This is a genomic window from Algoriphagus confluentis (assembly GCF_036245625.1).
GTDB lineage: Bacteria > Bacteroidota > Bacteroidia > Cytophagales > Cyclobacteriaceae > Algoriphagus > Algoriphagus confluentis.
Genome location: NZ_BTPD01000011.1, coordinates 1 through 24352, shown reverse-complemented (window position 1 = coordinate 24352; position 24352 = coordinate 1). Strand labels below are relative to the sequence as shown.

General features: G+C 40.2%; 27 protein-coding genes and 4 pseudogenes. 27 read left to right on the top strand and 4 right to left on the bottom strand.

Going from position 1 to position 24352, the window contains the following annotated elements:
- Position 1 precedes the first annotated feature (1 nt).
- The 13 genes and pseudogenes from AAA943_RS16345 to AAA943_RS16290 all read left to right on the top strand — a co-directional run bounded on the left by AAA943_RS16345 (position 2) and on the right by AAA943_RS16290 (position 13126).
- Positions 2 to 481, top strand: a complete 480-nt coding sequence (locus AAA943_RS16345) for a hypothetical protein (protein WP_338225350.1) — start codon at positions 2 to 4, stop codon at positions 479 to 481.
- A complete protein-coding gene (locus AAA943_RS16340) occupies positions 481 to 4821 on the top strand; it encodes a DUF6443 domain-containing protein (RefSeq protein ID WP_338225349.1) in 4341 nt (1446 codons plus the stop codon). The genes AAA943_RS16345 and AAA943_RS16340 overlap by 1 nt, the downstream gene beginning before the upstream one ends.
- Before the next feature lies 1 nt (position 4822).
- A complete protein-coding gene (locus AAA943_RS16335; RefSeq protein WP_338225348.1) occupies positions 4823 to 5512 on the top strand; it encodes a hypothetical protein in 690 nt (229 codons plus the stop codon).
- A gap of 55 nt (positions 5513 to 5567) precedes the next feature.
- On the top strand, positions 5568 to 7073 hold the full coding sequence (locus AAA943_RS16330) for an RHS repeat domain-containing protein (RefSeq protein ID WP_338225347.1): 1506 nt from the start codon (positions 5568 to 5570) through the stop codon (positions 7071 to 7073).
- Between the two features lie 4 nt (positions 7074 to 7077).
- A complete protein-coding gene (locus AAA943_RS16325) occupies positions 7078 to 7416 on the top strand; it encodes a hypothetical protein (RefSeq protein ID WP_338225346.1) in 339 nt (112 codons plus the stop codon).
- 85 nt (positions 7417 to 7501) lie between these two features.
- Positions 7502 to 9394 (top strand): RHS repeat domain-containing protein, encoded by a 1893-nt coding sequence (locus tag AAA943_RS16320; protein WP_338225345.1) that lies wholly within the window; start codon positions 7502 to 7504, stop codon positions 9392 to 9394.
- 9 nt (positions 9395 to 9403) lie between these two features.
- A complete protein-coding gene (locus AAA943_RS16315; RefSeq protein ID WP_338225344.1) occupies positions 9404 to 9808 on the top strand; it encodes a hypothetical protein in 405 nt (134 codons plus the stop codon).
- Between the two features lie 159 nt (positions 9809 to 9967).
- On the top strand, positions 9968 to 10897 hold the full coding sequence (locus tag AAA943_RS16310) for an RHS repeat-associated core domain-containing protein (RefSeq protein ID WP_338225343.1): 930 nt from the start codon (positions 9968 to 9970) through the stop codon (positions 10895 to 10897).
- On the top strand, positions 10878 to 11417 hold the full coding sequence (locus AAA943_RS16305; protein ID WP_338225342.1) for a PH domain-containing protein: 540 nt from the start codon (positions 10878 to 10880) through the stop codon (positions 11415 to 11417). The genes AAA943_RS16310 and AAA943_RS16305 overlap by 20 nt, the downstream gene beginning before the upstream one ends.
- Positions 11418 to 11589: 172 nt before the next feature.
- Entirely contained in the window at positions 11590 to 11808 is a 219-nt protein-coding gene (locus AAA943_RS16300; protein ID WP_338225341.1) for a hypothetical protein, read from the top strand.
- Between the two features lie 49 nt (positions 11809 to 11857).
- Positions 11858 to 12022 (top strand): annotated as a pseudogene (locus tag AAA943_RS21920) (RHS repeat-associated core domain-containing protein); the annotation flags it as partial.
- 9 nt (positions 12023 to 12031) lie between these two features.
- Positions 12032 to 12688 carry a hypothetical protein gene (locus AAA943_RS16295; RefSeq protein WP_338225340.1) on the top strand — a complete coding sequence of 219 codons (657 nt, stop codon included), beginning with the start codon at positions 12032 to 12034 and terminating at the stop codon, positions 12686 to 12688.
- A 3-nt stretch (positions 12689 to 12691) separates the two neighbouring features.
- Entirely contained in the window at positions 12692 to 13126 is a 435-nt protein-coding gene (locus AAA943_RS16290; protein WP_338225339.1) for a hypothetical protein, read from the top strand.
- Here AAA943_RS16290 and AAA943_RS16285 read toward each other — a convergent pair whose 3' ends face one another.
- Positions 13127 to 13294 carry a hypothetical protein gene (locus AAA943_RS16285; RefSeq protein ID WP_338225338.1) on the bottom strand — a complete coding sequence of 56 codons (168 nt, stop codon included), beginning with the start codon at positions 13292 to 13294 and terminating at the stop codon, positions 13127 to 13129. It abuts the gene before it with no gap.
- A 27-nt stretch (positions 13295 to 13321) separates the two neighbouring features.
- Between AAA943_RS16285 and AAA943_RS16280 the strand changes: the two genes are divergently transcribed.
- The 12 genes and pseudogenes from AAA943_RS16280 (at position 13322) to AAA943_RS16230 (ending at position 19659) form a co-directional block, all read left to right on the top strand.
- Positions 13322 to 13471 (top strand): hypothetical protein, encoded by a 150-nt coding sequence (locus AAA943_RS16280; RefSeq protein ID WP_338225337.1) that lies wholly within the window; start codon positions 13322 to 13324, stop codon positions 13469 to 13471.
- 109 nt (positions 13472 to 13580) lie between these two features.
- Positions 13581 to 14474, top strand: a pseudogene (locus AAA943_RS16275) (RHS repeat-associated core domain-containing protein); the annotation flags it as partial.
- Positions 14475 to 14485: 11 nt separating this feature from the next.
- A complete protein-coding gene (bfi1, locus tag AAA943_RS16270) occupies positions 14486 to 14887 on the top strand; it encodes a Bfi1 family immunity protein (protein WP_338225336.1) in 402 nt (133 codons plus the stop codon).
- Positions 14888 to 14907: 20 nt separating this feature from the next.
- Complete coding sequence (locus AAA943_RS16265) at positions 14908 to 15033, top strand: hypothetical protein (RefSeq protein ID WP_338225335.1); 126 nt, start codon at positions 14908 to 14910, stop codon at positions 15031 to 15033.
- 207 nt (positions 15034 to 15240) lie between these two features.
- Positions 15241 to 15753, top strand: coding sequence for a hypothetical protein (locus tag AAA943_RS16260; RefSeq protein WP_338225334.1), 513 nt, complete (start codon positions 15241 to 15243; stop codon positions 15751 to 15753).
- Between the two features lie 158 nt (positions 15754 to 15911).
- A complete protein-coding gene (locus AAA943_RS16255) occupies positions 15912 to 16436 on the top strand; it encodes a hypothetical protein (RefSeq protein WP_338225333.1) in 525 nt (174 codons plus the stop codon).
- 49 nt (positions 16437 to 16485) lie between these two features.
- Positions 16486 to 17352 (top strand): annotated as a pseudogene (locus AAA943_RS16250) (RHS repeat domain-containing protein); the annotation flags it as partial.
- Positions 17349 to 17732, top strand: coding sequence for a hypothetical protein (locus AAA943_RS16245; RefSeq protein WP_338225332.1), 384 nt, complete (start codon positions 17349 to 17351; stop codon positions 17730 to 17732). The pseudogene AAA943_RS16250 and the gene AAA943_RS16245, both read left to right, overlap by 4 nt.
- A 157-nt stretch (positions 17733 to 17889) precedes the next feature.
- Positions 17890 to 18372: a hypothetical protein gene (locus tag AAA943_RS16240; protein ID WP_338225331.1), complete on the top strand. Its 483-nt coding sequence runs from the start codon at positions 17890 to 17892 to the stop codon at positions 18370 to 18372.
- 46 nt (positions 18373 to 18418) lie between these two features.
- Positions 18419 to 18586, top strand: a pseudogene (locus AAA943_RS21915) (RHS repeat-associated core domain-containing protein); the annotation flags it as partial.
- Positions 18587 to 18595: 9 nt separating this feature from the next.
- Positions 18596 to 19285 carry a hypothetical protein gene (locus AAA943_RS16235; protein ID WP_338225330.1) on the top strand — a complete coding sequence of 230 codons (690 nt, stop codon included), beginning with the start codon at positions 18596 to 18598 and terminating at the stop codon, positions 19283 to 19285.
- Positions 19285 to 19659, top strand: a complete 375-nt coding sequence (locus AAA943_RS16230; RefSeq protein WP_338225329.1) for a hypothetical protein — start codon at positions 19285 to 19287, stop codon at positions 19657 to 19659. Before AAA943_RS16235 ends, AAA943_RS16230 begins: the two co-directional genes overlap by 1 nt.
- Before the next feature lie 406 nt (positions 19660 to 20065).
- Here AAA943_RS16230 and AAA943_RS16225 read toward each other — a convergent pair whose 3' ends face one another.
- Positions 20066 to 20278: a hypothetical protein gene (locus AAA943_RS16225; protein WP_338225328.1), complete on the bottom strand. Its 213-nt coding sequence runs from the start codon at positions 20276 to 20278 to the stop codon at positions 20066 to 20068.
- Positions 20279 to 20629: 351 nt separating this feature from the next.
- On the opposite strand from AAA943_RS16225, the gene AAA943_RS16220 reads away from it, so the two are divergent.
- Positions 20630 to 21214 (top strand): Crp/Fnr family transcriptional regulator, encoded by a 585-nt coding sequence (locus AAA943_RS16220; protein WP_338225327.1) that lies wholly within the window; start codon positions 20630 to 20632, stop codon positions 21212 to 21214.
- Between the two features lie 7 nt (positions 21215 to 21221).
- Positions 21222 to 21983 (top strand): CPBP family intramembrane glutamic endopeptidase, encoded by a 762-nt coding sequence (locus tag AAA943_RS16215; RefSeq protein ID WP_338225326.1) that lies wholly within the window; start codon positions 21222 to 21224, stop codon positions 21981 to 21983.
- A 357-nt stretch (positions 21984 to 22340) separates the two neighbouring features.
- Here AAA943_RS16215 and AAA943_RS16210 read toward each other — a convergent pair whose 3' ends face one another.
- Together AAA943_RS16210 and AAA943_RS16205 are read right to left on the bottom strand one after the other, a co-directional pair.
- Entirely contained in the window at positions 22341 to 23114 is a 774-nt protein-coding gene (locus AAA943_RS16210; protein WP_338225325.1) for a LytR/AlgR family response regulator transcription factor, read from the bottom strand.
- A 1-nt stretch (position 23115) separates the two neighbouring features.
- Positions 23116 to 23844: a sensor histidine kinase gene (locus tag AAA943_RS16205; protein WP_338225324.1), complete on the bottom strand. Its 729-nt coding sequence runs from the start codon at positions 23842 to 23844 to the stop codon at positions 23116 to 23118.
- Positions 23845 to 24352: the final 508 nt, after the last annotated feature.

The following is a 24352-nucleotide window of genomic DNA, read 5'->3' as shown; positions in this document are numbered from 1 at the left end:
TATGAAGTATTTAATTGATTGTCCGAAATTTTACCTGATTCTGGTGATCGGTGTTTTGGTTACGCTTTCCTCTCTGGCCCAGGAAACCAACGAGAGCCCCAAAGAGAAAATCGGGGAGAAGCTCTTTGGGATTTGGAGAATAGATTTCGCTGAACAGCAAAAGAATCTCGATGAAGAAAGTAGAAGTAAGCTTTCCCAAATGGAGGAAAAGGAAAGGGAGGACTTCTGGATGACTGCCGATTCCAGGATTTATCTTTTTGAACGGGATGGATCCTACCTCACCACTTATGTGGAAGAGGGGGTATATACAGAGCAGAAAGGGACTTGGTCATTTGAAGAGAATCAGATGATTCTTACTCTGGAAGAAAAAGAAGGTAACCGCCAATACCGAATTAACTTTACCGGCAGAGGCATGATGTGGAATCCGATTGTCAAAGACAAAGATTTTTTTGAAGTAATTTTTCTTAATCCCCTTAACTGATGAAAACACTTTTATTTAGCCTTTTTCTTTTTGGCATGATCCAATGGTTCGCATTGGGTCAAGTGGTGACCTCTTCCCCCTGTCTGACCGCCTATCCATCCGCACCGTCCCAAGTCATTACAGGGAGTAGTTCGGTCAACCTCTTAGCCAAACCAGCCCCTTCTGGATTCGGATATCGATGGTACGATTCAGACGCAGTCACGCAAATGGGGACAAGTCAAAGCTTGAATACGCCGATTTTGACCGCTACCAAAGTTTTTTATCTGGCCTACATCCATACTTCCACCGGTTGCCTGACTGCCAAGGTACCGGTTCGGGTGATTTATAATTCCGAAGAAAAAACCTCGGTGAAGACTTATTCCTCCAGGGATTCTTTGACCACGGAAGCACAAATCCGATCGGGGAATTCAAGTGCTGTCTCCCGTCTTTCCCAATATTACGACAGCCTGGGAAGGGAAAATCAAACCGTGGCTGTAGCCGCATCTTCAGGAGGCCAGGATGTGATTTCTTTCCAAACTTATGATCATTATGGTCGGGAGTCGAGAGAATATCTTCCTTTTGCCAACAGTTCAAGTAGTCCGGGGCTTTACCGGTCCAATGCCGCTTCATTGCACAGCAGCTATTATACGGCCAATTACAATGATTCAAGAGGCTTTGCAGAAAAGACCTATGAAGCTTCTCCGCTTAACCGACTCACCAAGCAAGGCGTGCCGGGTACCCCGTGGATAGGAAAAGAGATCAATCGGAATGAGAATACCAACGGAACTGGCGATGCAGTAAGAATATGGACAGTCGATGGGGCGGGATTACCCGTGACCTCCGCCAATTATCCTGCAGGAGCCTTGGCCAAACTGGAAACAATCAATGAAAACGGACAAAGGACCATTGAGTACAAAGACAAACTGGGGAGGCTGATCCTGAAAAAGGTACAGGAATCTGCCACTCCCGGAGTAGATCATTCTGGCTGGCTATGTACCTACTATGTCTATGATTCCTTTGGACGCTTACGGGTAGTAATGCCTCCCAAGGCCACTGCTTCGGTGCTGGCAGGTACAAGTTCTACCAATACCGATATCAGCAATGGGCTGTATTACCGCTACACCTATGATGAGCGGGGGAGAATGATTGCCAAAAAGCTTCCGGATAAGGGAACTGAAGAAATGGTCTATGACCTTCAGGATCGTTTGGTGGCTTATAGAGATGCCAATCTTACCAGCCAAAACAAATGGCTTTATACCAAATATGATGCCTTGGGAAGAGTGGTGATGACTGGTCTTACCCCTAACACCACTACTACTTCTACATGGCAGGGTCTGCAAAATCTCCTAAATACATCATACGGCTCAAATAATGCGGTGATCAACGCCACTTCCGGAAAAACCGGAACCACCAATGCAGGTGGGTTTCCCCGTGCCGTCGATGGAGGAGAAGGCGACGTACTGACGGTAAACTACTACGATCATTACAATTTTCGGAAATCAACCCTCACCTATGTCAAACCCAATGCTACCTATCACGATCAGAGCAATCAGGTCCATGGATTACTGACAGGAAAATTGGTCAGGAATCTGGAGAATACCACCCGATATGAAACCGCCATCTACTATGATCGGCAGGGAAGACTGATTCAGACTTTTGAGGACCACCATCTGGGCGGGACCATGCGGGCCTCTACCAAATTTGACTTCGAAAACAAGCCGGTGGAGACCATCACCTCATTTTCTACCCCCGGTACCCAGACCATCACCAAAAACTACCATTACAACAATGCCGGACTGATCCGAAAAATTACCCATAAAATCAACTCAGGACCTACTGTGACTCTGGCAGACTTTGGCTACGATGAGTTGGGGCAGTTGACTGCGAAGAATTTTCCGGTGGTGGGAGATTCAGTCCTGAGTTTCAAATACAATATCCGGGGTTGGCTAAAGAGGATTAATAATCCTCAAGAGAGCAATGCATCCGACAAGGTGTTTGCCCAGGAATTGTTTTATGAAAGTGGAAATCAGTTTAACGGAAACATTGCAAAAGAAGAATGGAAAGGGAGAGATGATATCAAGCGAGTCTACTCCTATACCTATGATGTAGCCAACAGACTGAAAACGGCAAATTATACAGTACCGACAGTATCTGCTCACAATGGGAGATATAATCTAGGATATATCAACTATGACCCCAACGGGAACATCACCACCTTGCAGCGGGTCAATCAACAAACGGCAAGTATCTGGGCCCTGGTGGATAATCTGGCCTATTCGTATGCTTCCCATAGCAATAGGCTTACCAATGTTCATGACCACCAAGGGACCACTACCTATCTTTCCAAGGATTTTAAGAATCTGGGGACATCCAGCTATACCTACGATGCCAACGGCAACCTGACAGTGAACTCAGACAAAAACATCACCTCCATCACCTACAACCATCTGAACCTTCCCCGGACGATTACCTTCTCCGGTACCAATAAGAAGATCGAATATTGGTACAATGCTGAGGGAGTGAAAGTCCGACAGGTGAATACCGACGGGGCCACAGTGAAAACGATCGATTACATCGGTGAATTCGTGTTTGAGAACAGCTCGATTTCCTATATCCTGCACGAGGAAGGGCGGGCAGCCTTTGAGAGTGGAGCCTTTCAGTACGAGTTCTTTATCAAGGATCATTTGGGTAATGTAAGGCAAGTGGTACGAGCACCGGTATCGGCATTCCGGATAGCGACCATGGAGCCGGAGAAGGCAGCCGAAGAAGAAGAACTGTTCCAAAACATCAAAGAAACCCGACAGGGGGCCGGAGAACACAATAAGACTCCGGGAGGCTACGCCACCGCTTGGCTGAATGCGGATAGAGGAAGGATCTTAGGCCCATCCCGATCTCAGGAAGTCCAGGAAGGGGACAGTATTGAGCTGAATGTGTTTGGAAAATACGTGGATCCTCGGAAGACCCGACTCCATCCGGTATCCTTTATCCGAACCGGGGCGAATACCCAAATGGTCCAGCAGCTGACTGAGTTTGGTCAAAACCTGCGGGCTACAGGTCCCAATGAATTGGCCATTGCCAATGTGATCGCACTAGTAATTACTGAACTTCAGCAAAAGCCAGCTCCTGAGGCGTACATGGGCTATGCCTTGTATGATGCAGATAGCAACTTGTATGAGCAGGGAAAAGTCGTGCTGAGCAAGAAGGCAAGGAATAAGCATGAAGAATTGATAAAGAAAATTGCAATTCCCAAAGACGGATACATCGAAACCTTCCTCGTAAATGAGACAAGTGAAAACGTCTGGTTTGACCAATTCCGCATTCAAAGCACCGGTCCGCTTATTGTCCAAGAAACGCACTATGATCCTTGGGGAGTGGAGCTTTCTGGACTTGGTTACCAATATGGAGGAATTAAAGTAAACCCCTATCTTTATAACGGCAAGGAGGCAAACGGCCACTTGGGAGTGAACTGGTATGATTACGGGGCGAGGCTTTACGATCCGGCGATTGGGAGGTGGTTTGTGGTGGATCCGCTGGCGGAGCAGATGCGAAGGCATTCCCCATACAATTATGCCTTTAATAATCCTTTAAAATTTATCGATCCGGATGGGATGGCACCCATCGAACCAAATGGGGGGATGACTTATGATGGGTATGTGGATCCCGAAAGTGCTAATAAGGGCTTGCCAAGTGGTGGAGGGGTATCAAGTAATAGCAATACGAATTGTGAAATTTGTGATAAGATTATCTCAAAATTTCAAAGGTTGTTTAAGAAGCTATTCTTAAGTCCATCAAATGAGGATGAGGCAATTCAACAACAGGAGGCATGGCAGGGTGTAGAAAGGGTTTCAAATACTGTTGAAGACCTTAGAGATGCTCAGAGAACCGCAATTGATTTTATAATTCCTATAGGAGGAGGAACAGTAAATGCCATTATTGACAATTCCACCGGTCAGGCTTCAGGAACAGATATTGCCCTTGCAGCAGCGGCGGATGTTGGATTTGCGTTTATTCCTGGAGGGAGAGGTGCCGCTAAGACGGGACTTACAAATCCACAGTTAGTTCAGAAGTCTGCAACATTAGCAGAAAGAGCTATTGGACGAACAGGAGGTGTTGCAGGAACAGCAAAACATCAATATGCTAATGCACTCTTAAATCGTTATCAAAGTATATATGGAAGTCGAGGTTTATCAACCAACGTTTATTTTAACAATGGTGTGGGTAATCGTGGCTTTCTTGATGTTCTTGATAGAACCAATGGAATTATTTATGATTTTAAATTTGGTAATGCTGTTATGAGTCCTGCCCAGTTTGGCAAGTATTCAAGAAACTTTGGATTACCTATACAAGTAATTAGACCTTAATATGTCAGAAGATATTAAAGAGATAAAAAAAAGAGTTACTGAGGAATGGTTAAGTTCCGTTCCTCAGCTTTCAGCATTTGCACAGAATAAGCTTTACAGAGTAGTTGGATGTTCCATCATTGGAGTAGAATTAGTAAAGCTACCCAAAGTAGAAGATTACAGACCCCATTTTGTGTTATACCCATTATGGAAAGGTGATTTAAAAAACTGCTTAGATAGTCCTACAATCCTTTTGGAAATAAGTAATAAAAAAGGGTTGCAGTTTTCTATACCTTACTTGAAACATAGTGCCTATTTTAATGAAGCTCTTGAGTGCTTAAAAAAACAAGTGTCAATTTTATATAACGAAAATGTGCCTTTGAAATCCTTGTTTGATTTAGTAGATAGTCGTTTTAATGATATTTTAGTTAAATCAAATTCTGCACAACAAGCGAAACTATTTGAGCTAAAATTTTATTCAGCCCTGTATGTAGGAAGTCAAAGCCAAGTACAAAATGTATTAAATCAAATTGAGCAGTCAAGCAAAAGTTGGAATATGAATATGTTTGAAATGTGGTATGGTAAATTTGATGTATGGTTGCAAGGGTTACGAGAAAAAGTAAGTAACCGAGAAGATTTTTTAAAACAGATAGAAGCGAATAAGCAGGATAAAAAAATATCACAGTTGAAAAGTTCAGAACTTACAGCATAAAACAAAGCTCCGTCAGGTAGTTCGTGCTCCGGTATCTGCTTTCCGGATAGCTACGATGGAGCCGGAGAAAGCAGAAGAGGAAGAAGAACTGTTCCAAAACATCAAAGAAACCCGACAGGGCGCTGGGGAACATAACAAGACTCCGGGAGGCTATGCAACTGCTTGGCTAAATGCTGATCGTGGAAGAATCTTAGGCCCTTCCCGATCTCAGGAAGTCCAGGAAGGGGACAGTATTGAGCTGAATGTGTTCGGGAAATACGTCGATCCAAAGAAAGTGAGACTTAGGCCCGCTGCGTTTGTGAGAACGGGATTGGATCAGAAAATCATCCGCACCCTTGGCGAATACGGTCAAAACCTGGCTGCTGCTCCCAATGAAATAGCTATCGCAAACGTAATTGCTTTAGTGATTACCGAACTTCAGCAAAAACCCGCCCCTGAGGCCTATATGGGTTATGCTTTGTATGACTCGGATTCCATTTTATATGAACAAGGAAAGGTTGTTCTTTCCAAGAAGGCAAGAAATAAACACGAGGAACTGATCCAAAAGCTGTCCATCAAAAAGGATGGATACATTGAGACTTTCCTAGTAAACGAAACCTCCGAGAACGTCTGGTTCGATCAGTTCCGGATCATGAGCACCGGTCCGCTCATCGTGCAGGAGACGCACTATGATCCTTGGGGAGTGGAGTTAAGCGGCCTTGGATATCAGTATGGAGGAATCAAAGTGAATCCTTATCTTTATAACAGCAAGGAGGCAAACGGCCACTTGGGAGTGAACTGGTATGATTACGGGGCGAGGATGTATGATCCAGCGATCGGTAGGTGGTTTGTGGTGGATCCGATGGCAGAAGTTGATCGAATGAGGTCGCCATTCACCTATGCACTGAATAATCCATTACGCTACATCGATCCGGATGGGATGGTAGCTACAGATTACCTAGCATACCTTGATAGAGCCAATGGTAATGTCAATGAAAATAGTGAGCAGAAGTCTGCTGAAGAATGTGAGCGGTGTACGGAATTGCCGGAAGTGGTGGTCACTGAAACACGGATAATTGATTTTTCAAGTGTTCGTTCACAGAACTATTTGTCACAAATAGGATGGAATAATTTCCCTCAGGGACAAAATAACTTGGGTATTGATGTTTTGATCCAACCCAGAGTGATTGGAGGAACCGTACCTTTTCTTCCCGGGGGGATTGGTGGCTGGGGGAATATTAGAAACCTACTTTCCGCTTTTAAGAATTTTAGGAGCATACTTAGGTTTGGAAAATCAGCGATTCCTTCAAATCGTTTACATCATATTTTTGGTAAATCTGAACATGCTTTAGAAGGTTTAGTTGAGAAATTTGGAACCGAAGCTAAAGCGTTTGAAGCAGTACAAAAAGCAGCAAACCTTGCTTTAAAATCAGGTAAATTGACACCAAATTCAATAGGTATTCTTCCATCTGGTAATTCAGGCAATGTAATTAATGTTGGGGGACTAAATGTTCGCCTTATTGGTGGTCGAGTTGAAAATGGGAAAGTAGTTATTTCATCTTTTAGCAGAAAAGGATTTTGATAATATGGAATTAAATAAACTCGAAATATCGATTCTTAAGAGACTTACAGTTCTATGCCCAAATATAGTTTTTCATATACCTTATCTTGAAGTTGTAAATAGAGATATAACTGGTGTTGGAATGTTTGTTTACCTTGAATACTCAAAGCGAATCGAAAAAAGTTTAAATCTGGGCAAAAAAAACACATCAATTAGTACGAATGAAATTATTCAGATTAAAGATTTAAAATATGGATTATGTTATGAAGTAAGTATTTCTGATGATAAAATAAAGTATATTGAACTTGTAACAAACGGGGAAGATTGGACAGGAAATATTCCAGATAATTTTTCTTTTAAATAATCATTAGCTCATTGATATCTTGGTAGAATTTGCAATTCGACCAAGATATCAATGAGGATTTCTAATCCCAAAATCCAAACCAACTTTGGTTATTGAGTTCCAATTGGGTTTTCTACCTGTTTATTCCGACAAAAACATCAACTCCATTACCTACAACCATTTGAACCTTCCTCGGACGATTACCTTCTCCGGTACCAATAAGAAGATCGATTATTGGTACACTGCTGAGGGAGTGAAAGTCCGACAGGTGAATACCGACGGGGCCACAGTGAAAACGATCGATTACATCGGTGAATTCGTGTTTGAGAACAGCTCGATTTCCTATATCCTGCACGAGGAAGGGCGGGCAGCCTTTGAGAGTGGAGCTTTCCAATACGAATTCTTTATCAAGGATCATTTGGGTAATGTAAGGCAAGTGGTACGGGCTCCGGTATCGGCATTCCGGATAGCTACGATGGAGCCGGAGAAGGCGGAGGAGGAAGAAGAACTGTTCCAAAACATCAAAGAAACCCGACAGGGGGCCGGAGAACACAATAAGACTCCGGGAGGCTACGCCACCGCTTGGCTGAATGCGGATAGAGGAAGGATCTTAGGCCCTTCCCGATCTCAGGAAGTCCAAGAAGGGGACAGTATTGAGCTGAATGTGTTCGGGAAATACGTCGATCCAAAGAAGATCCGACTCAGTCCCGCGACTTTTGCACGAACAGGACTGGATCAGAAAATCATCCGTACACTTGGTGAATACGGACAAAATCTGGCTGCTTCCCCCAATGAATTTGCCATCGCCAATGTCATCGCTCTCGTGATCTCCGAACTAGAAACCAAGCCAGCTCCTGAGGCGTATATGGGTTATGCTTTGTATGACTCGGATTCCGTTTTATATGAACAAGGTAAGGTTGTTCTTTCCAAGAAGGCAAGAAATAAACACGAGGAACTGATCCAAAAGCTGGCCATCAAAAAGGATGGATACATTGAGACTTTCCTAGTAAACGAAACCTCCGAGAACGTCTGGTTTGACCAGTTCCGGATCATGAGTACCGGTCCGTTGATCGTGCAGGAGACGCACTATGATCCTTGGGGAGTGGAGTTAAGCGGCCTTGGATATCAGTATGGAGGAATCAAAGTGAATCCTTATCTTTATAACAGCAAGGAGGCAAACGGCCACTTGGGAGTGAACTGGTATGATTACGGGGCGAGGATGTATGATCCTGCGATTGGGAGGTGGTTTGTTGTCGATCCGTTGGCTAATCATGAACTTCAAATTGACAAATCACCGTATGCGTATGGATGGAATAATCCGATAAGATATATCGATCCGGATGGAAGATGTCCAAATGGATGTAGCGATGGAGAAAAGACTAAGGATATCTATGCAGAGGGGGCAGTTGTTCAAAATAGATTTGGGGCCTCTCAATACAAAGATGGAAAATGGCACATCATCTCAAGGACTCCGATGACAGAAAATAGCTCCGAAGGAATTAGGATTACAGGTTTCTTTGGAGGTGGGAGTAATGGTTTTGGCAATCAAACACAATCAGGGATTCAACAGGCAGGAATTGGAACAGATGTGACCCTGGCAATGATGTCAACATTTGCTTATGGAGCCGGAGTTTATGAAGACGCGAGAGCTGGCCAAATCGCTAAGCATACCAAAGAATATCTCAAAGAATATAAATCGATTAGAGACTTTAGTAAAAGCTATAAGACCGGTCGTCAGGCTGTATTAGCGAGTAATATCATAAGGAATGTAAATATGCTTGATGCAATTGAATTGGGTTCTAAGAGAATGATTGGAGTGGGGCTAGTCTTGGGGATTGCCGATATGGCCAACAACGATTTCTCAAATGAGTCCGTTGGATGGTTTGCAGCAGATACAATTATGACTGGTGTTGGACTAACTGGTTGGGGGGCTCCTGTAGCTGGTGTATATTTTTTGGGTAGGTTTGCCTACGGTATTTATGACATGTCAAAAAAGTAGTTAATTGGAATGAGATTTTATTTTCATTTGTTCTTTTGTGCATATTGGGTCTCAGTACATGATATAAAAGAAAAGTCATCTCCTCAAGAGTATGCGTTTCTATATGTTTTTATTATTGATGTACTACTTTTTGTAACCATCATGGGGCTGGTAAACATTGTAGTGGGTTATAATGTTTTAAATGGTTTCATAGTTTTAATTTCCTGTTCGTTGATAGCATTATTTAATTATTTGATTTTTATAAGAAATAAGAAATATATTCATCAAATTGAGAGTTTTAGAGATTTAAGTTTTCCGGAAAAAAAGAAGAAGAGGATAAGGATAATAGTGGTAACCTTTTTAGTTGTTGGATTACTTGCAATTGGAGTTTCAACACTCAATAATCAGGAATTTAGAGCATGGATAAATCTTTAACTGAAAATCATTTGAAAATTGGTTCTTCCTCTCTGTTGTATGTAGTTTGAGCTTTTAAAACGAAGTAATTCAGACCTAATTTGTAACTACCTGGCTATGATAGGAAGTAGATGTAGGAGACTAGTATATCAATTTGGACGGATTTAGCAAAGATAAAGCATGTTGGACAAAGAGGCAAACGGCCACTTGGGAGTGAATATCTATGACCACGGGGCCAGACTTTACGATCCAGCTACCGGTCGGTGGTTTGTCATTGATCCATTATCGGATCAAATGCGAAGACATTCTCCATACAATTATGCCTTTGATAATCCGATCAGGTTTATTGATCCGGATGGGATGATGTCTGCTGATATGCATTCCAGAAACGGATTGATTGATGATAGTTTTCACTTTAATACCTGGGAAGATAAATTATATGTTTCTAATGACTTACCTAATTTTGAAGGGAAGAACCCATTTGATAATTTATTATCCAATGAAATTGGAAATTCATCTAATTGTGAAAAATGTCCCACATTACCAACTTTTACCATTACTGCTTCTAGGATTGGGAATGGGGACGATTATAGTTTAGGGGATTATGCTACAGTGATGGGTGTTTTTGGGGAAGGAATGTGGCTAATGGGAGAAAACAGAGCTCTTAGTCTTTATAATCAAGGGTTTAGGAGAGGTTTGAGCGAAAATTATCAATTAACTGGAAGGAACTTTTCTTTATTTGGAAATCAGCCAATGACATCAGCGACAAGACCGTTCACTGGATGGAATTCTTTTGGAACTATTGGGAAAGGTTTATCAAATACAGGAACATATTTATCTGGTGCATCAGCTATTGTTGACACCTATAGTTACAGTCAGGGGGACTTAAATGGAGCAAGATACAGCTATCGTATGATTGGGACAGGTTCTTCCCTTACAGCATCATATTACCTAGGTGGGCCATCTGGAGCAGCGCTTGGAGGCTTGTTTTTTTTGGGAGAAAAAGCTTGGGATATGACACGGCCAATAAGGAATGAAATCAGCAGTCAGTTCTGGAAATTTCATAATGACCTTAATAATGCGTTAAGAAATGGTTGGAGACCAAGGTAAATTGAAAGGAATGTATACATATAAAATAAGTTTTGAATATCATTTTCAAAATTCTTGGCCAATTTTAATCTATTTTATTGGATCTTTCATTTTACCTTTTTATATGATAAATAGATTTGGGTCTGGAGATACTTGGATATTTGTCCTACTATCTGCCGCATTGTTTTTATTTTTTTTTGTACCTCAATTAATCCTTCACATTAATTATTTCATGAAAAACAGATGTGATATTTTTTTTTATTATCCCGTAGGACAAAGAGTCACAATTAACCACAAAGGGGAGTCAACAAGCTTTTTGCTAAGTGATATTGAACGGATAAAGCGGTTTAAATCTTTCCCGTTGGCTGAAAACCGGATGCAGTGGTTTCCATGGGATAATTACAATTACTCTATTATCCAATTAAAAAATGGTGAGGAGTTTACCATTACCAGCTTACTTGTTCCTAATATGGAACTTCCTATTGATTCCGGTAGGGTTGAATTGAAAAAAAGGTTTTATCCGATTGTTCGAGACGCTTGAGCAAAAGCCAGCTCCTGAGGCGTACATGGGCTATGCGCTGTAAGATTCGGACAGCGTTCTTTATGAACAGGAGGACCGAGCGTCAAGAAACAGTCCAGTGGACTGTTTTAGCGAGGGGCCAGCTTGCAGGGGCGGTGTCGTAAACAAAAAAGCCCGAAACAAACACGAGGAATTGGTTCAAAAACTCGCCATCAAAAAAGACGGATATATTGAAACTTTCCTCGTAAATGAGACAAGTGAAAACGTCTGGTTTGACCAGTTCCGGATCATGAGTACAGGACCTTTGATTGTGAAGGAAACGCACTACGACCCTTGGGGAGTGGAGTTTTCTGGACTTGGTTACCAATATGGCGGAATCAAGGTGAATCCTTATCTTTATAATGAGGACTGAGCGTTAAGGATTAGCCCAGTGGGCTAATCTAGCGAAGGGCCGGCATGCAGGGCGGGAGGCAAACGGCCACTTGGGAGTGAACTTATTTGACTACGGGGCGAGATTATATGATCCTGCGATCGGTCGGTGGTTTGTGGTGGATCCGATGGCGGAGCAGATGCGAAGGCATTCGCCATACAATTATGCCTTTAATAATCCTTTGAGATTTATTGATCCGGATGGGATGGCACCCATCGAACCGAATGGGGGAATGACCTATGATGGGTATGTGGACGTAGATCAAAATGGGAATGTGCATGCATCAGGAAATGGTGGAGGAAAAGAAATTCAGCGTAAGAATGCCGAAAGAGCCAAACAACAACAAGAATCCAGAAATAAAGTAAATAATGAAATCCGGCAGAGGGCTGGGTTAAAAATTAATAGAAATTTAGCTACTTTCCAACATCAAACTAGGCCGGATTTACCTGGGTACGGTAATTTTTACAGGAATCAAATGGGCACTGAAGCGGGAAAGGATATGTTTGAGCGCTATTGGTTAGGAAAGGGTGATATGACCCTAACCCAATCCCAATTTGAGGAAATCGCAAGTCTTGCAAAAGCAATAGGTGCTGATAAAATAGAAGGTAAAAAAATAGAATTAAATGGGAAGGAGGTTAATGCTAAAGTAATATCCTTCTATGGAACTGTACATGCTAACTCTCTAGGAAGTTCAACGTTATATTATGATTTAAATAATAATCCTATTGGGTTCTATGACGTATTTGATTTTGATCCAAAACCATGGGGAGTTAGGCCATATGATGCGGAAATCAAAACAAGATTAGTCAATCTGGATGGCCAGATGGTTGGCGCTAAACCTTTTAAGATAAAATTTCCTTGATTTATGAAGAAAATAATTATTTTAATTTTTGGGATTCTCATAGTGATTCTTGCTGTGTATATTTTCTTTTATGATAGTTTACCTCCTAGAACTCCTCAAAAAATAGCTAGATTAATTAGTGGCTTGCATGTGCCTCGTGATGCTAGGGTTGAAAAGTATGAAGAACAATGGAATGCTTTTAATGGAAATGGATATTCATTAATTATTCTTAGTTTGGAAAAAGAAGCTTTCAATAAAATTTATAATAGAGCTAAATCCCTAAATTATCAAGAATTGCCAATTAAAGAAGTTCTTAATGGTCCTATAAATTCCTTTTTACCTAAAAAATCAAATGGTATTTACGAAGTTCAATTCTCCAATAAAGAAAATATGTCCTATTCTATTTCTCTTTTAAATAATGTAGATAATACATTATTAATATATGTAGCTTCTAATTAATTATTTTAATCTCTCTCCCGTAGCCAAGAGGTTCAACAAGGAAATAGTATAGAAACCGCAGTCTTTGGTAAATACGTCGATCCCCGGAAGACCCGACTCCATCCGGTATCCTTTATCCGAACCGGGGCGAATACCCAACTGGTCCAGCAACTGACTGAGTTTGGTCAAAACCTGCGGGCTACAAGTCCCAATGAATTGGCCCTTGCCAATGTGATCGCACTGGTGATTACTGAACTTCAGCAAAAGCCAGCTCCTGAGGCGTATATGGGTTATGCTTTATATGATGCAGATAGCAACTTGTATGAACAGGAGGACCGAGCGTCAAGAAACAGTCCAGTGGACTGATTTAGCGAGGGGCCAGTTTGAAGCGCGGGAATAAATCCGTATTTATACAATGAGGACTGAGCGTTAAGGATTAGCCCAGTGGGCTAATCTAGCGAAGGGCCGGCATGCAGGGCGGGAGGCAAACGGCCACTTGGGAGTGAACTTGTATGATTACGGGGCGAGGCTTTACGATCCAGCGATCGGTCGGTGGTTTGTGGTGGATCCGATGGCGGAGCAGATGCGAAGGCATTCGCCATACAATTATGCCTTCAACAATCCATTAAGATTTATCGATCCGGATGGGATGGCACCCATCGAACCGAATGGGGGAATGACCTATGATGGGTATGTGGATGTAGATCAAAATGGGAATGTGCATGCATCAGGAAATGGTGGAGGAAAAGACAAGCAAAAACAAAATCAGGAACGAGCCAGGCAACAACAAGAATGGAGAAATCAAGTAAATAATGATATTCGACGAAAGGCAGGATTGAAAGTAAATGAAAACTTAGCCACAGGTATGGAGGCAGTTGGTCTTTCCTTGCCATCACTTCAAGTCAATGCAAGTAGGATAGTTGAATCCAAAGAGAAATATGAATTTGGTTTGGCTGATAATGTCGGTTTAGCGGGAACTATAGGAGAACCGATTGGAGGAGGGGCAAAAGGCATTTTAGACAATCGTGGGGCATATATGCCGAGAGGACAAATTTATGGGATGAATAAAGAGATTACAGTAAGAACTCCTATTGCCAATATAAATACTACATCCAGAGTTTTAAACTATGTTCGTGTAGGAGGAAAGGTAATTGGGGTTGCAGGCGTAGTAGCTACAAGTTATCAAGTTTATGGTGATATAGATGGTGGTAGGTATTATAGTGCTGGTACACGTGCCGCGGTGTTTGGAGTAGCTGCGGGCGCAACTTTTGTTCCAGTTGTCGGTTGGGGTTTGGCGGCAGGAATAGGCGTTGCAGACTACATTTGGGGGAACCAGTTTTATAATTACATTGAGAATCGAATGCGATAAATAGATGGTTTATGGGTGTTTATAATTATTTATTTTACAAGGGTTATCAATTAGCTCTTAGGTCTAAAAATTTTGATGATTTGCCAGTATTAGGAGGAATTATCTTTGTGGTTGCATGTGTGATGTTTAATGTTTTCACAATTTCTTTTCTCTTGGAGGGTTTTGGTATCATTAGTATCTCCTTTAAAAAGGAATATAAATATCCTTTTGTATTGATATTGATAATTGTATTATTGCTTTATTATTTACTTAATTTTCGTTATAAAGCTATTGTACAGAAGTACGAGGAAAGGGAAAGAGATTCAAGTAAGGGTATTCATCCAGTATTTGTGATTGTTATATACTACGGGATTAGCTTTGGCCTGTTGTTATTGTCTGGATTATTTAAAAATAAAGACTGGATTTTTTCTTAATCCCCCCAGTTGTACAGAACATGCGAGCAAACAGCGAGCGGATTAAAAGCGAAGCGTTACCTTTTGCCCGGCACATGGTGAGGAGTGCAATTGATGGGGCGGGATATACCGGCGCAGGAGAAAGTGCCAGCTCGGGGAGGTATTAATCCTGCGTATCCATCAAGAGATCCAGGTTACCTAGATTGTGTTTTTATATACCGTGCCAATAATAGTGGATATGCAGGAGGAGGGGTGTCTAAAGGATGTCCTTTAATATGTCCTTCGCTTAATGATTCAGGAAATGGTTGGGATGAATTTAACCAACAATTGAATGGAGTATCCCAATTTAAAATGATCCTAAAACGAGATAAGAGATGAAAAATTCCTTGATTTTAATTAACGTGTTTTTTCTTTTAGTCAACTCTTGTGCTAGCCTGGGTGGACAAAATGAAAAAATAGGAGATGCATTTATACTCGGATTTGATAAAGTAAAGTTTTTTGATAAGGTTGATGGTTGCGAGATAGGACAAATTCAGAACAATGAACTTGAAGAGATTTATTATAGTCTAGAAGTTTACGATCAAAAAAATGATTGGTTTAAAGTCCAAGCTATAGCAATGAAAGAAACAATAACCGTTTGGATATTGAATAAATCTTATTTAGCGACTTATTCTCGAAATTATTCAGATACTTTAAGTGTTTATAAAGAACCTAATAAAAGAGAACTTATTTGTTCTGTTACTGATTATTTTACCTCTCCTATGCTGGTAATAGAGTTCAAAAAAGATTTGGTTAAAGTAAAAATCAATGATAGTATTATATCATGTAGTGGTGGCTGGGTTGCACAAAATATGACTTGCTCAAGTCCTTACACGACTTGCAACTAGGCAAATTTCACTTTATGCCAGCTCATTTAAGCTATTAAATCAAGCAGATTAAAAATATCTGCCTTCTCTCTCGATCCCAAGAGGTGTAACATTGAGATAGTCTAAAAATCGGAGTTTTTGGAAAATAAGTCGATCCCCGAAAGACCCGACTCCATCCGGTGTCCTTTATCCGAACCGGGGCGAATACCCAACTGGTCCAGCAGCTGACTGAGTTTGGTCAAAACCTGCGGGCTACAGGTCCCAATGAATTGGCCCTTGCCAATGTAATCGCACTGGTGATTACTGAACTTCAGCAAAAGCCAGCTCCTGAGGCGTACATGGGCTATGCCTTGTATGATGCAGATAGCAACTTGTATGAGCAGGAGGACCGAGCGTCAAGAAACAGTCCAGTGGACTGTTTTAGCGAGGGGCCAGCTTGCAGGGGCGGTGTCGTAAACAAAAAAGCCCGAAACAAGCACGAGGAACTGACCCAAAAGCTTGCCATCAAAAAAGATGGATATATAGAAACCTTCCTTGTCAACGAAACCAATGAGAACGTCTGGTTTGACCAGTTCCGGATTATGAGCACCGGACCTTTGATTGTCCAAGAAACGCACTATGATCCTTGGGGAGTGGAGCTTTCTGGACTTGGTTACCAATATGGAGGAATTAAAGTAAACCCCTATCTTTATAATGAGGACTGAGCGTTAAGGATTAGCCCAGTGGGCTAATCTAGCGAAGGGCCGGCATGCAGGGCGGGAGGCAAACGGCCACTTGGGAGTGAACTGGTATGATTACGGGGCGAGGCTTTACGATCCAGCGATCGGTCGGTGGTTTGTGGTGGATCCGATGGCGGAGCAGATGCGAAGGCATTCGCCATACAATTATGCCTTCAACAATCCTTTGAGATTTATCGATCCGGATGGGATGGCTCCTATCCAGCCGAATGGGGGGATGACCTATGATGGGTATGTGGATGTAGATGAAAATGGGAATGTGCATGCATCAGGAAATGGTGGAGGAAAAGACAAGCAAAAACAAAATCAGGAACGAGCCAGACAACAGCAAGAATGGAGAAATCAAGTAAATAATGATATTCGACGAAAGGCTGGATTGAGAATTAATGAGAATTTGGTTTCAGGTATGGAAGCAGCAGGTCTTTCTCTTCCAAAAGTGGTAGTTAATGGGAATATCGAAAGACCAAAAAATGGATATACTACTTCATTTTCATTTGGATTTGCTTTTGTTGCAGGAATGTCCATAGAATTTGGTACAGTTACTGATAGTTTTGGTGAATCAAGTAAGTATTATTCTGTTTCCGGAAACTTTGGTTTTGGTTTGGAATTGGGTGCTAATACTTCAGAAATAATACCCACTCAAAAAAATCTACCATTTCGACTTTCAGATTATCAAGGAGTTGGTAGTCAATTAGACATTGGAGCTTTTTTCACCTCAGAATCAAGAAGTGGAGGACATACCCGGGGTTATTTAAACTCTAGCATGGGCGAAATATATAAAGAAAGATCAATCGGGTTAGGTATTCCCTATATTCCAATAAGTTTCAAAATTGGAAATGCTGGATTAATCTATAAAATCAATAGGACAAATTTAATGAAATGAGAAAGTTTGAGATAAATTTAATATTAATGTTGTTCGTTATATCAATTGGATTTTTTATATTAATTTATAGTGTTATTATAGATCCTGTCAGATTAAGGCAGGGAGAATCTTTATGTCTAAAATATAGTTCATTTCATAGAAAAAAAATTGTGAATGCAAAAATCATTTCAATTATTGAAGTAGATTCTGATCATGGTGCATTGGAATTACAAATTAAAGAAGATGATTCAATTTATTTAATAAGGATATATGAAGAAATTTATGATGGTTTCAAGTTGGAAAATAAAGAATTTAATAAAAGTAGTAACTCATTTGATTTAAAATTTTCTTTTGGTGAAGTTTATAAATTGATTAGAACTTGCGATGAGTTTTTAGAATAATAAATTACTGTCGTCCGACAAAGATACGAACATAGAAATAAAGCCTTTCTATTTGATAAATAGGGGTTTTTTTAATGCTTATTGAAAAGTACCTCTAACCCGAGCCCCCCCCTCTGCGAGTAGAATCATGGTTAGGACTAGGCGTAGGTACTATCTTTTGAAACAAGAGAATTTTCAATGTTTATTTTCTTCAGGTTGTCACAAACTGGTCCAGCAGCTGACTGAGTTTGGTCAAAACCTGCGGGCTACCGGTCCAAATGAATTGGCCATTGCCAATGTGATCGCACTAGTGATTACTGAACTTCAGCAAAAGCCAGCTCCTGAGGCGTATATGGGTTATGCTTTGTATGACTCGGATTCCGTTTTATATGAACAAGGTAAGGTTGTTCTTTCCAAGAAGGCAAGAAATAAACACGAGGAACTGATCCAAAAGCTGGCCATCAAAAAGGATGGATACATTGAGACTTTCCTAGTAAACGAAACCTCCGAGAACGTCTGGTTCGATCAGTTCCGGATCATGAGCACCGGTCCGCTCATCGTGCAGGAGACGCACTATGATCCTTGGGGAGTGGAGCTTTCTGGACTTGGTTACCAATATGGAGGAATCAAGGTGAATCCTTATCTTTATAATGAGGACTGAGCGTTAAGGATTAGCCCAGTGGGCTAATCTAGCGAAGGGCCGGCATGCAGGGCGGGAGGCAAACGGCCACTTGGGAGTGAATATCTATGATTACGGGGCGAGGATGTATGATCCTGCAATCGGTCGGTGGTTTGTGGTGGATCCGATGGCGGAGCAGATGCGAAGGTATTCTCCATACAATTATGCCTTCAACAATCCATTAAGATTTATCGATCCGGATGGGATGGCACCCATCGAGCCGAATGGGGGGATGACCTATGATGGGTATGTGGATGTAGATGAAAATGGGAATGTGCATGCATCAGGAAATGGTGGAGGAAAAGACAAGCAAAAACAAAATCAGGAACGAGCCAGACAACAGCAAGAATGGAGAAATCAATTAAATAATGATATTCGACGAAAGGCTGGATTGAAAGTAAATGAAAACTTAGCCACAGGTATGGAGGCAGTAGGTCTTTCCTTGCCATCACTTCAAGTCAATGCAAGTAGGATAGTTGAATCCAAAGAAAAATATGAATTAAGTCTTGGTTCAAAAATTGGGATTTCAATTAATATTACTCCAATTAGTGGATATGCTTTAGAATTTGGCTGGGTTTGGGATAGAACTGATGATGGAACCTTTTATATTTCATTTGGAGAATCAGCTGGGTTTGATGCTTCAATAGGATTTGAGGCAGGTTCAATTAAATCGCACTCACCAGATGGTTTTAGGGTTGAGAATTATAGAGGGTATGGCTCATCTGACAACGTTAGTTATGGGATATATCATATAGGTTATGGAGGAGATAATTTTCTACAGAGGCATTCGATTGGGTATGGAAAGAGTTATTATGAAATGACGGGAGGAGGATCAATAGGTTCCCCAATTGGGTATTCAAGACAATTTACTTATACATATTTACCTTTTAGATAATGAAAAAATATTTTATAATTATTTTTGTGATTATGTTTGTAGTTTTTTTTATTATAAAAATTGCAAAAATTTATCCAATAAATATTGCTAACAATAGTTTGTGTAAATCTGAAGAATTGGCTAAAAAAGAGATGTTTTTTGGAGAGGTTGTCGATAAATTTCATGATAAAGAAAATCATAATTATAAAGCGATATTAATAGAGAATGGTCTAGGTGTTCATAAGAGCTATATTTTTGACTTAGATTGGAATAATGGATTTGAAAAGGTTTCAGTTGGGGATTCTATTGCAAAGGACTTGGATATACTAATAGTTTGTATATTTAAAAAAGACGGAACAAAAATTGTGGCTGAATTAGACTATAATTGCAGATAATACATTTTTTTTAGTTCTGGCTATTTAAATACATACAATTTTGGATATAGATAATTTGTTTGACTTCACCATCCCCGCCGAGTGTAGTTTGAGTTGGAATTTAAAAGTACCGTTGGCTAGAGGCTGTCTCAAAACTCAAATGGGAGGCCTGAGAACAGGATATTTGAGATTCTAATCGGATCCCTACCCGGTAATAGCGGAGGCTGTCCCTACTTTTGAGACAGCCTCTCCTATCCAAACAAATTTGTAATTTGCTAATGATACAGGGGTTAAAGAAATATAGCCAATTGCAAATTGGAAAGGATATTAGGGTAGGACAAGGTGTTAAGAAATCTTCCCTTTGGAAGATTTTAACCTTGGGCCAGCATGGAGGGCTGGAAAACTTCACCCAGCACCAAACTGGACTTCAAAGTGGCTGATGAGATACTACGCCTAGAGGGGCATAGACAGTGAACTTGAAGTAGGAATCCGAAGGGGTATTGTGTCCCCGCTTGAATAGATGCAGGTAATCATTGACCCGGTCAGGGTCGACCTCCGTGGGCAATTCATTGAAATGAAGAGCAAGTTTGGCCAGATGACGGCCATAGTTGGTAACCGTTCTTTGACTTTTGCCCGCCATGGTAACTTTTTGCTCAAACTTGGCTAGTAGTTCAGCAAATCCCGCTATCTTGGTGCAAGCGGTCTGGAGGAGGTTTTCTTTTTTTCATGATTGAAAACGGTTAAGAATGAATCAAAAAGTTACCTCTTTCCGGCTGCTTATCTGAGAAACTACCCCAGGATTAGTGCAACATCACCTACCCAAAAGTGTCGGTGCAGTGGTTAAATCAAGCTTTGTGCTTCTATCAAAGTTTCTGCTTGGTTGACAGTGAACTGCTCCGAAATCCCCCACTGCGGCAAGCGGCAAAACGTTAGTGGCAACCCTGAAAGACCACCGTGCAGACCTCAACTGACTGACTTATGACAAAAGAAAATGAGAATTGAAGAAAAAATAAAACAAGCGTTTGACCCATACTTCAATGTTCCTCTTGAAGCGTGGAAATCATTTTCTGACTTAGGAGAAGTTATTACAACGACAAAAGACCAAATCATAAAAAATGCAGACACGACAGAAAAATATTTGAGCTTTATACTAAAAGGGAGCGGCGGAATTTTACTATGGAATAATAATAACTTTGTGTGTATTGACTTGTGCTATGATGAAGAATTTTTTGGTGATTATATGTCGTTTCTTGACCAGCGACCCACACCACTTGAAGTGGTAACTTTTGAACCTTCGGAACTATTTAGAATAGCTAAAGCCAATTTTGACAAGTTGAGCAATAACACGGAGTTTGGAGATAAAATCTGCCGTTTTGCTTCCGAAGCACTTTTTATTCACAAACAAAAACAACAAATAGGCATACTTACAAAGACGGCTACAGAAAGATACATTGAGTTGCAAACGAGACAACCCGAAATAATACAGCGAACGCCTCAAAAATACATTGCTTCATATCTTGGTGTAACGCCCCAAAGTTTGAGCAGGATAAGAAAAGAACAAACAGCAAAGCATTAGTTATCGTATGGTAATTGAAAAAGTGTTTTTCAATCAGACCTTTGTTGAAAATAAATCTGATATGAAAATGTTTTACACGCTTTTAATCGTAGGAATTGCAACTACCTTGTTAGTAATTGCAGGAACTTTTACCAATCAAATCAATCTGCAAATTCATCCTGACAGTTTTATAAATGGTTTGGCAAAATATCAGGCTTTTGCCTTGATAGTCGGAATTTTGGCAACGATAACTATTCTGATTTTAAACCCCGAAAGCAAACAATTCATAAACATAGGACAACTTGACACCCTTGCCGAAAAAGAAAAATGGCTTGGAATAAACGGCATATCTTCTTGGAGAGTAAACGGACTTCAATTGCTGTTCTTTGTAAGTATAGCGACAGGTATATTTATGTTCTTGGCTGTAAAATATACCAATAGCATCCATAATTTTCAATGGGGCTTTATTCCATTGGTATTGTTGTTTTCTTTTACCAATTCATTGACCGAAGAATTGATTTTCCGCTTTGGTATTGTAGGAGGACTTTTCAATGAGTATCCCAAATTAACTATATTGATTATTTCAGGTGTATTATTCGGAATACCGCATTATTTCGGCTATCCAAACGGGTTTGTAGGAATATTAATGTCGGGAGTATTAGGTTACATTTTGTGTAAGGCGACAATAGAAACCAAAGGACTATCTATTGCGTTGGTAATCCATTTCATACAGGATATTATCATTTTTTCAGCTTTAATGATGATGAATGTTAAACAAAACACATTTTGACACGACAGGCAAAAGGTCAGCCACTAAAAGCGGTTTTGCGTCTGGCGGGTTTCAGTACCTCTTCTGACGCATTTTGCTGTATTTGAAATAGGGTGCCGCTGAAGGCTTATCATTTTTTGGACAATTCTAAAATAGACAAAATCAGGTTTTGATAGAGACTATTACTACTATTAAGGGTGTTAATTGTGGGTAACTTCAGAGAAGTTATCCACTGTTAACGCCCATTTCTTTGCAAACTCTATAGGTGAGCAATTATTTAGGCTTCCTTTTTTTAATGTAAATGATTAATGTTCTATTGTTTTAAAAAAGTGTATAGTCTTTACTTTTTATTATCATGGTGCGGAAAAGCTCAATGGCTTATTCTTCTATCCAATTTAAGAAAACGGGAATTTGGCGTTGGCTACAAATAAGCATCTCCTGAGTTCCTTCAAGTTTGATGTCCAAATTGTTTTTCGAATTTCGCTCAGTTCCTACAACAAATTTTTTGTGAATAATTTGACTTCGATTTATCCGAAAAAAAGCTGAAGGATCTAGAAAATCTTCAATCTCTTTCAGTGTTCCCTCTTTTAAAAGTAGTCTCTTTCCTGTCTGGTCTATGGCAAAAAGTATCCCATGCTCTGCTGAAAAATAGCGGACTTCATCGAGTTTTAGAATTATGCTTCCCTTTATCGTTGGAATGTTTAATCTAGACTTGTAAGCTTTTTGAGTTTGTTCATTTCTTGAAATTAAAAAGTTCAATTGTTGGATTACCGATTCATTCTTTTCAGGGTTTTGAGTGATTCGCATAAATTTTTCCCAAGCCTGATAAAATTTCTCCCTACTGAAAGGTTTGATCAAATATGCAATGCCGTTGCTCTCAAATGCATCCATCCAGAATTCATTATAGGCAGTAGTGAAAATGATCGGACAGGAAATCTGAGTTTTTTCAAAAACAGCAAATGCATTTCCGTCTCTAAGCTCTATGTCCGAAATAATAAGATCAAGAATCGGTTTACTTTTGAAAAATTCTATTCCTGACTCTACAGTTTCTAGCTCGGCAATCACGCTGATGGGTAGATCTAATTCCTGAATGTAGCGAAGTAATTTTTTTCTAGCAGGTAATTCATCCTCTATGAGTAGTGTTTTGATCATATTAATTCGGAATCAATGGAAGGGTGACTGAGAAATTTTCGTTGGTTTGTTGGATGACTATCGTTTCCACTGATAGCATTTGAATTTGTTCTTTAAGATTTTGAAGCCCTCGGCCCCCTTTATGTTTCGGATTTTTAAATGGGATTTGGTTATTGCTTACCCGAATGTTCTTTCCTATGTAAAGTTCTATGAATACAGGGTTTTCCTCAGTTCCAAAATTGTGCAGTACTGCATTTTCAATCAGTAACTGTAAGGTAAGTGGGGGTATTTTCCCTTTGGGATGCTCCAAACTCAGGTTTAATTGATAGGCACTTCCGTATTTTTCTTTAATTAACCTATGATAGTTTTTGGCAAACTCTAATTCTTCCTGCCAGTCTACTAGGTTTGTTGTTGATTTATCCAATGCATACCGATACAGTTCCGAAAAATTATGAAGAAAACTTGAAGCGGTTTTTGGGTTTTCTTCAATTAATTGATCGAGTATATTGAGGTTATTGAATAAAAAATGTGGATTTAGCTGTTGCTTAAGTTGAGCAAATCGCGATTCAGATACAGCTAATTTATAGCTGCTAATTTTTTGATTGTGTTTTTTATTTTCCTTAAATAAAAGGAAGGTGAGATAAAACCCCCCGTAAACAATGAATTCAAGAATTTTTGATACGGTATTTGGCAAAAGAATCTCAGGACTGAAATTCCTTTCCCAGGTATCAAAAATTAAAGAAACTCCCATGCTGATCAGGTTTACCACAATCAGAAAAATACCCATGCCAAGCAAAAAAGAGCGAAGGGCTTTAAACCAATGAATTGGAAATACGAATTCACCATATCCAGCGCGGAATGAATAGCGTAGGATTATAATCAGTAGGATGAATTCTAAAAAAGTGAAAATGGCAGCCTCGGGAGTTAACACATACCAGTTGATTACTTGCCCGGGTCCAACTCTACTTCGAATGGATTCCAAATAGGCAAATAGAAAAATTCCGGCTAGGAATTGGGGACTTACATCAAGCCGTGTTAAAAATTTCCGCATAGGTTAGGTATTGAGTAATTGGCAAAAACCACCTTTAACTTCTGAATAAGTCGAATTATTTCGGAAATCTATCCGCTAATCTAGCGACTTTTGGGAGCCAAGTTAGGGAAGGATCTTAGTGATTGTTAAAAAACCAGGAATTTGTTTCATGGGAACAGGTGCTTTATTTTAAAAGGGTTTCGGTCATAGCCTATTTCTGGTATTTCTA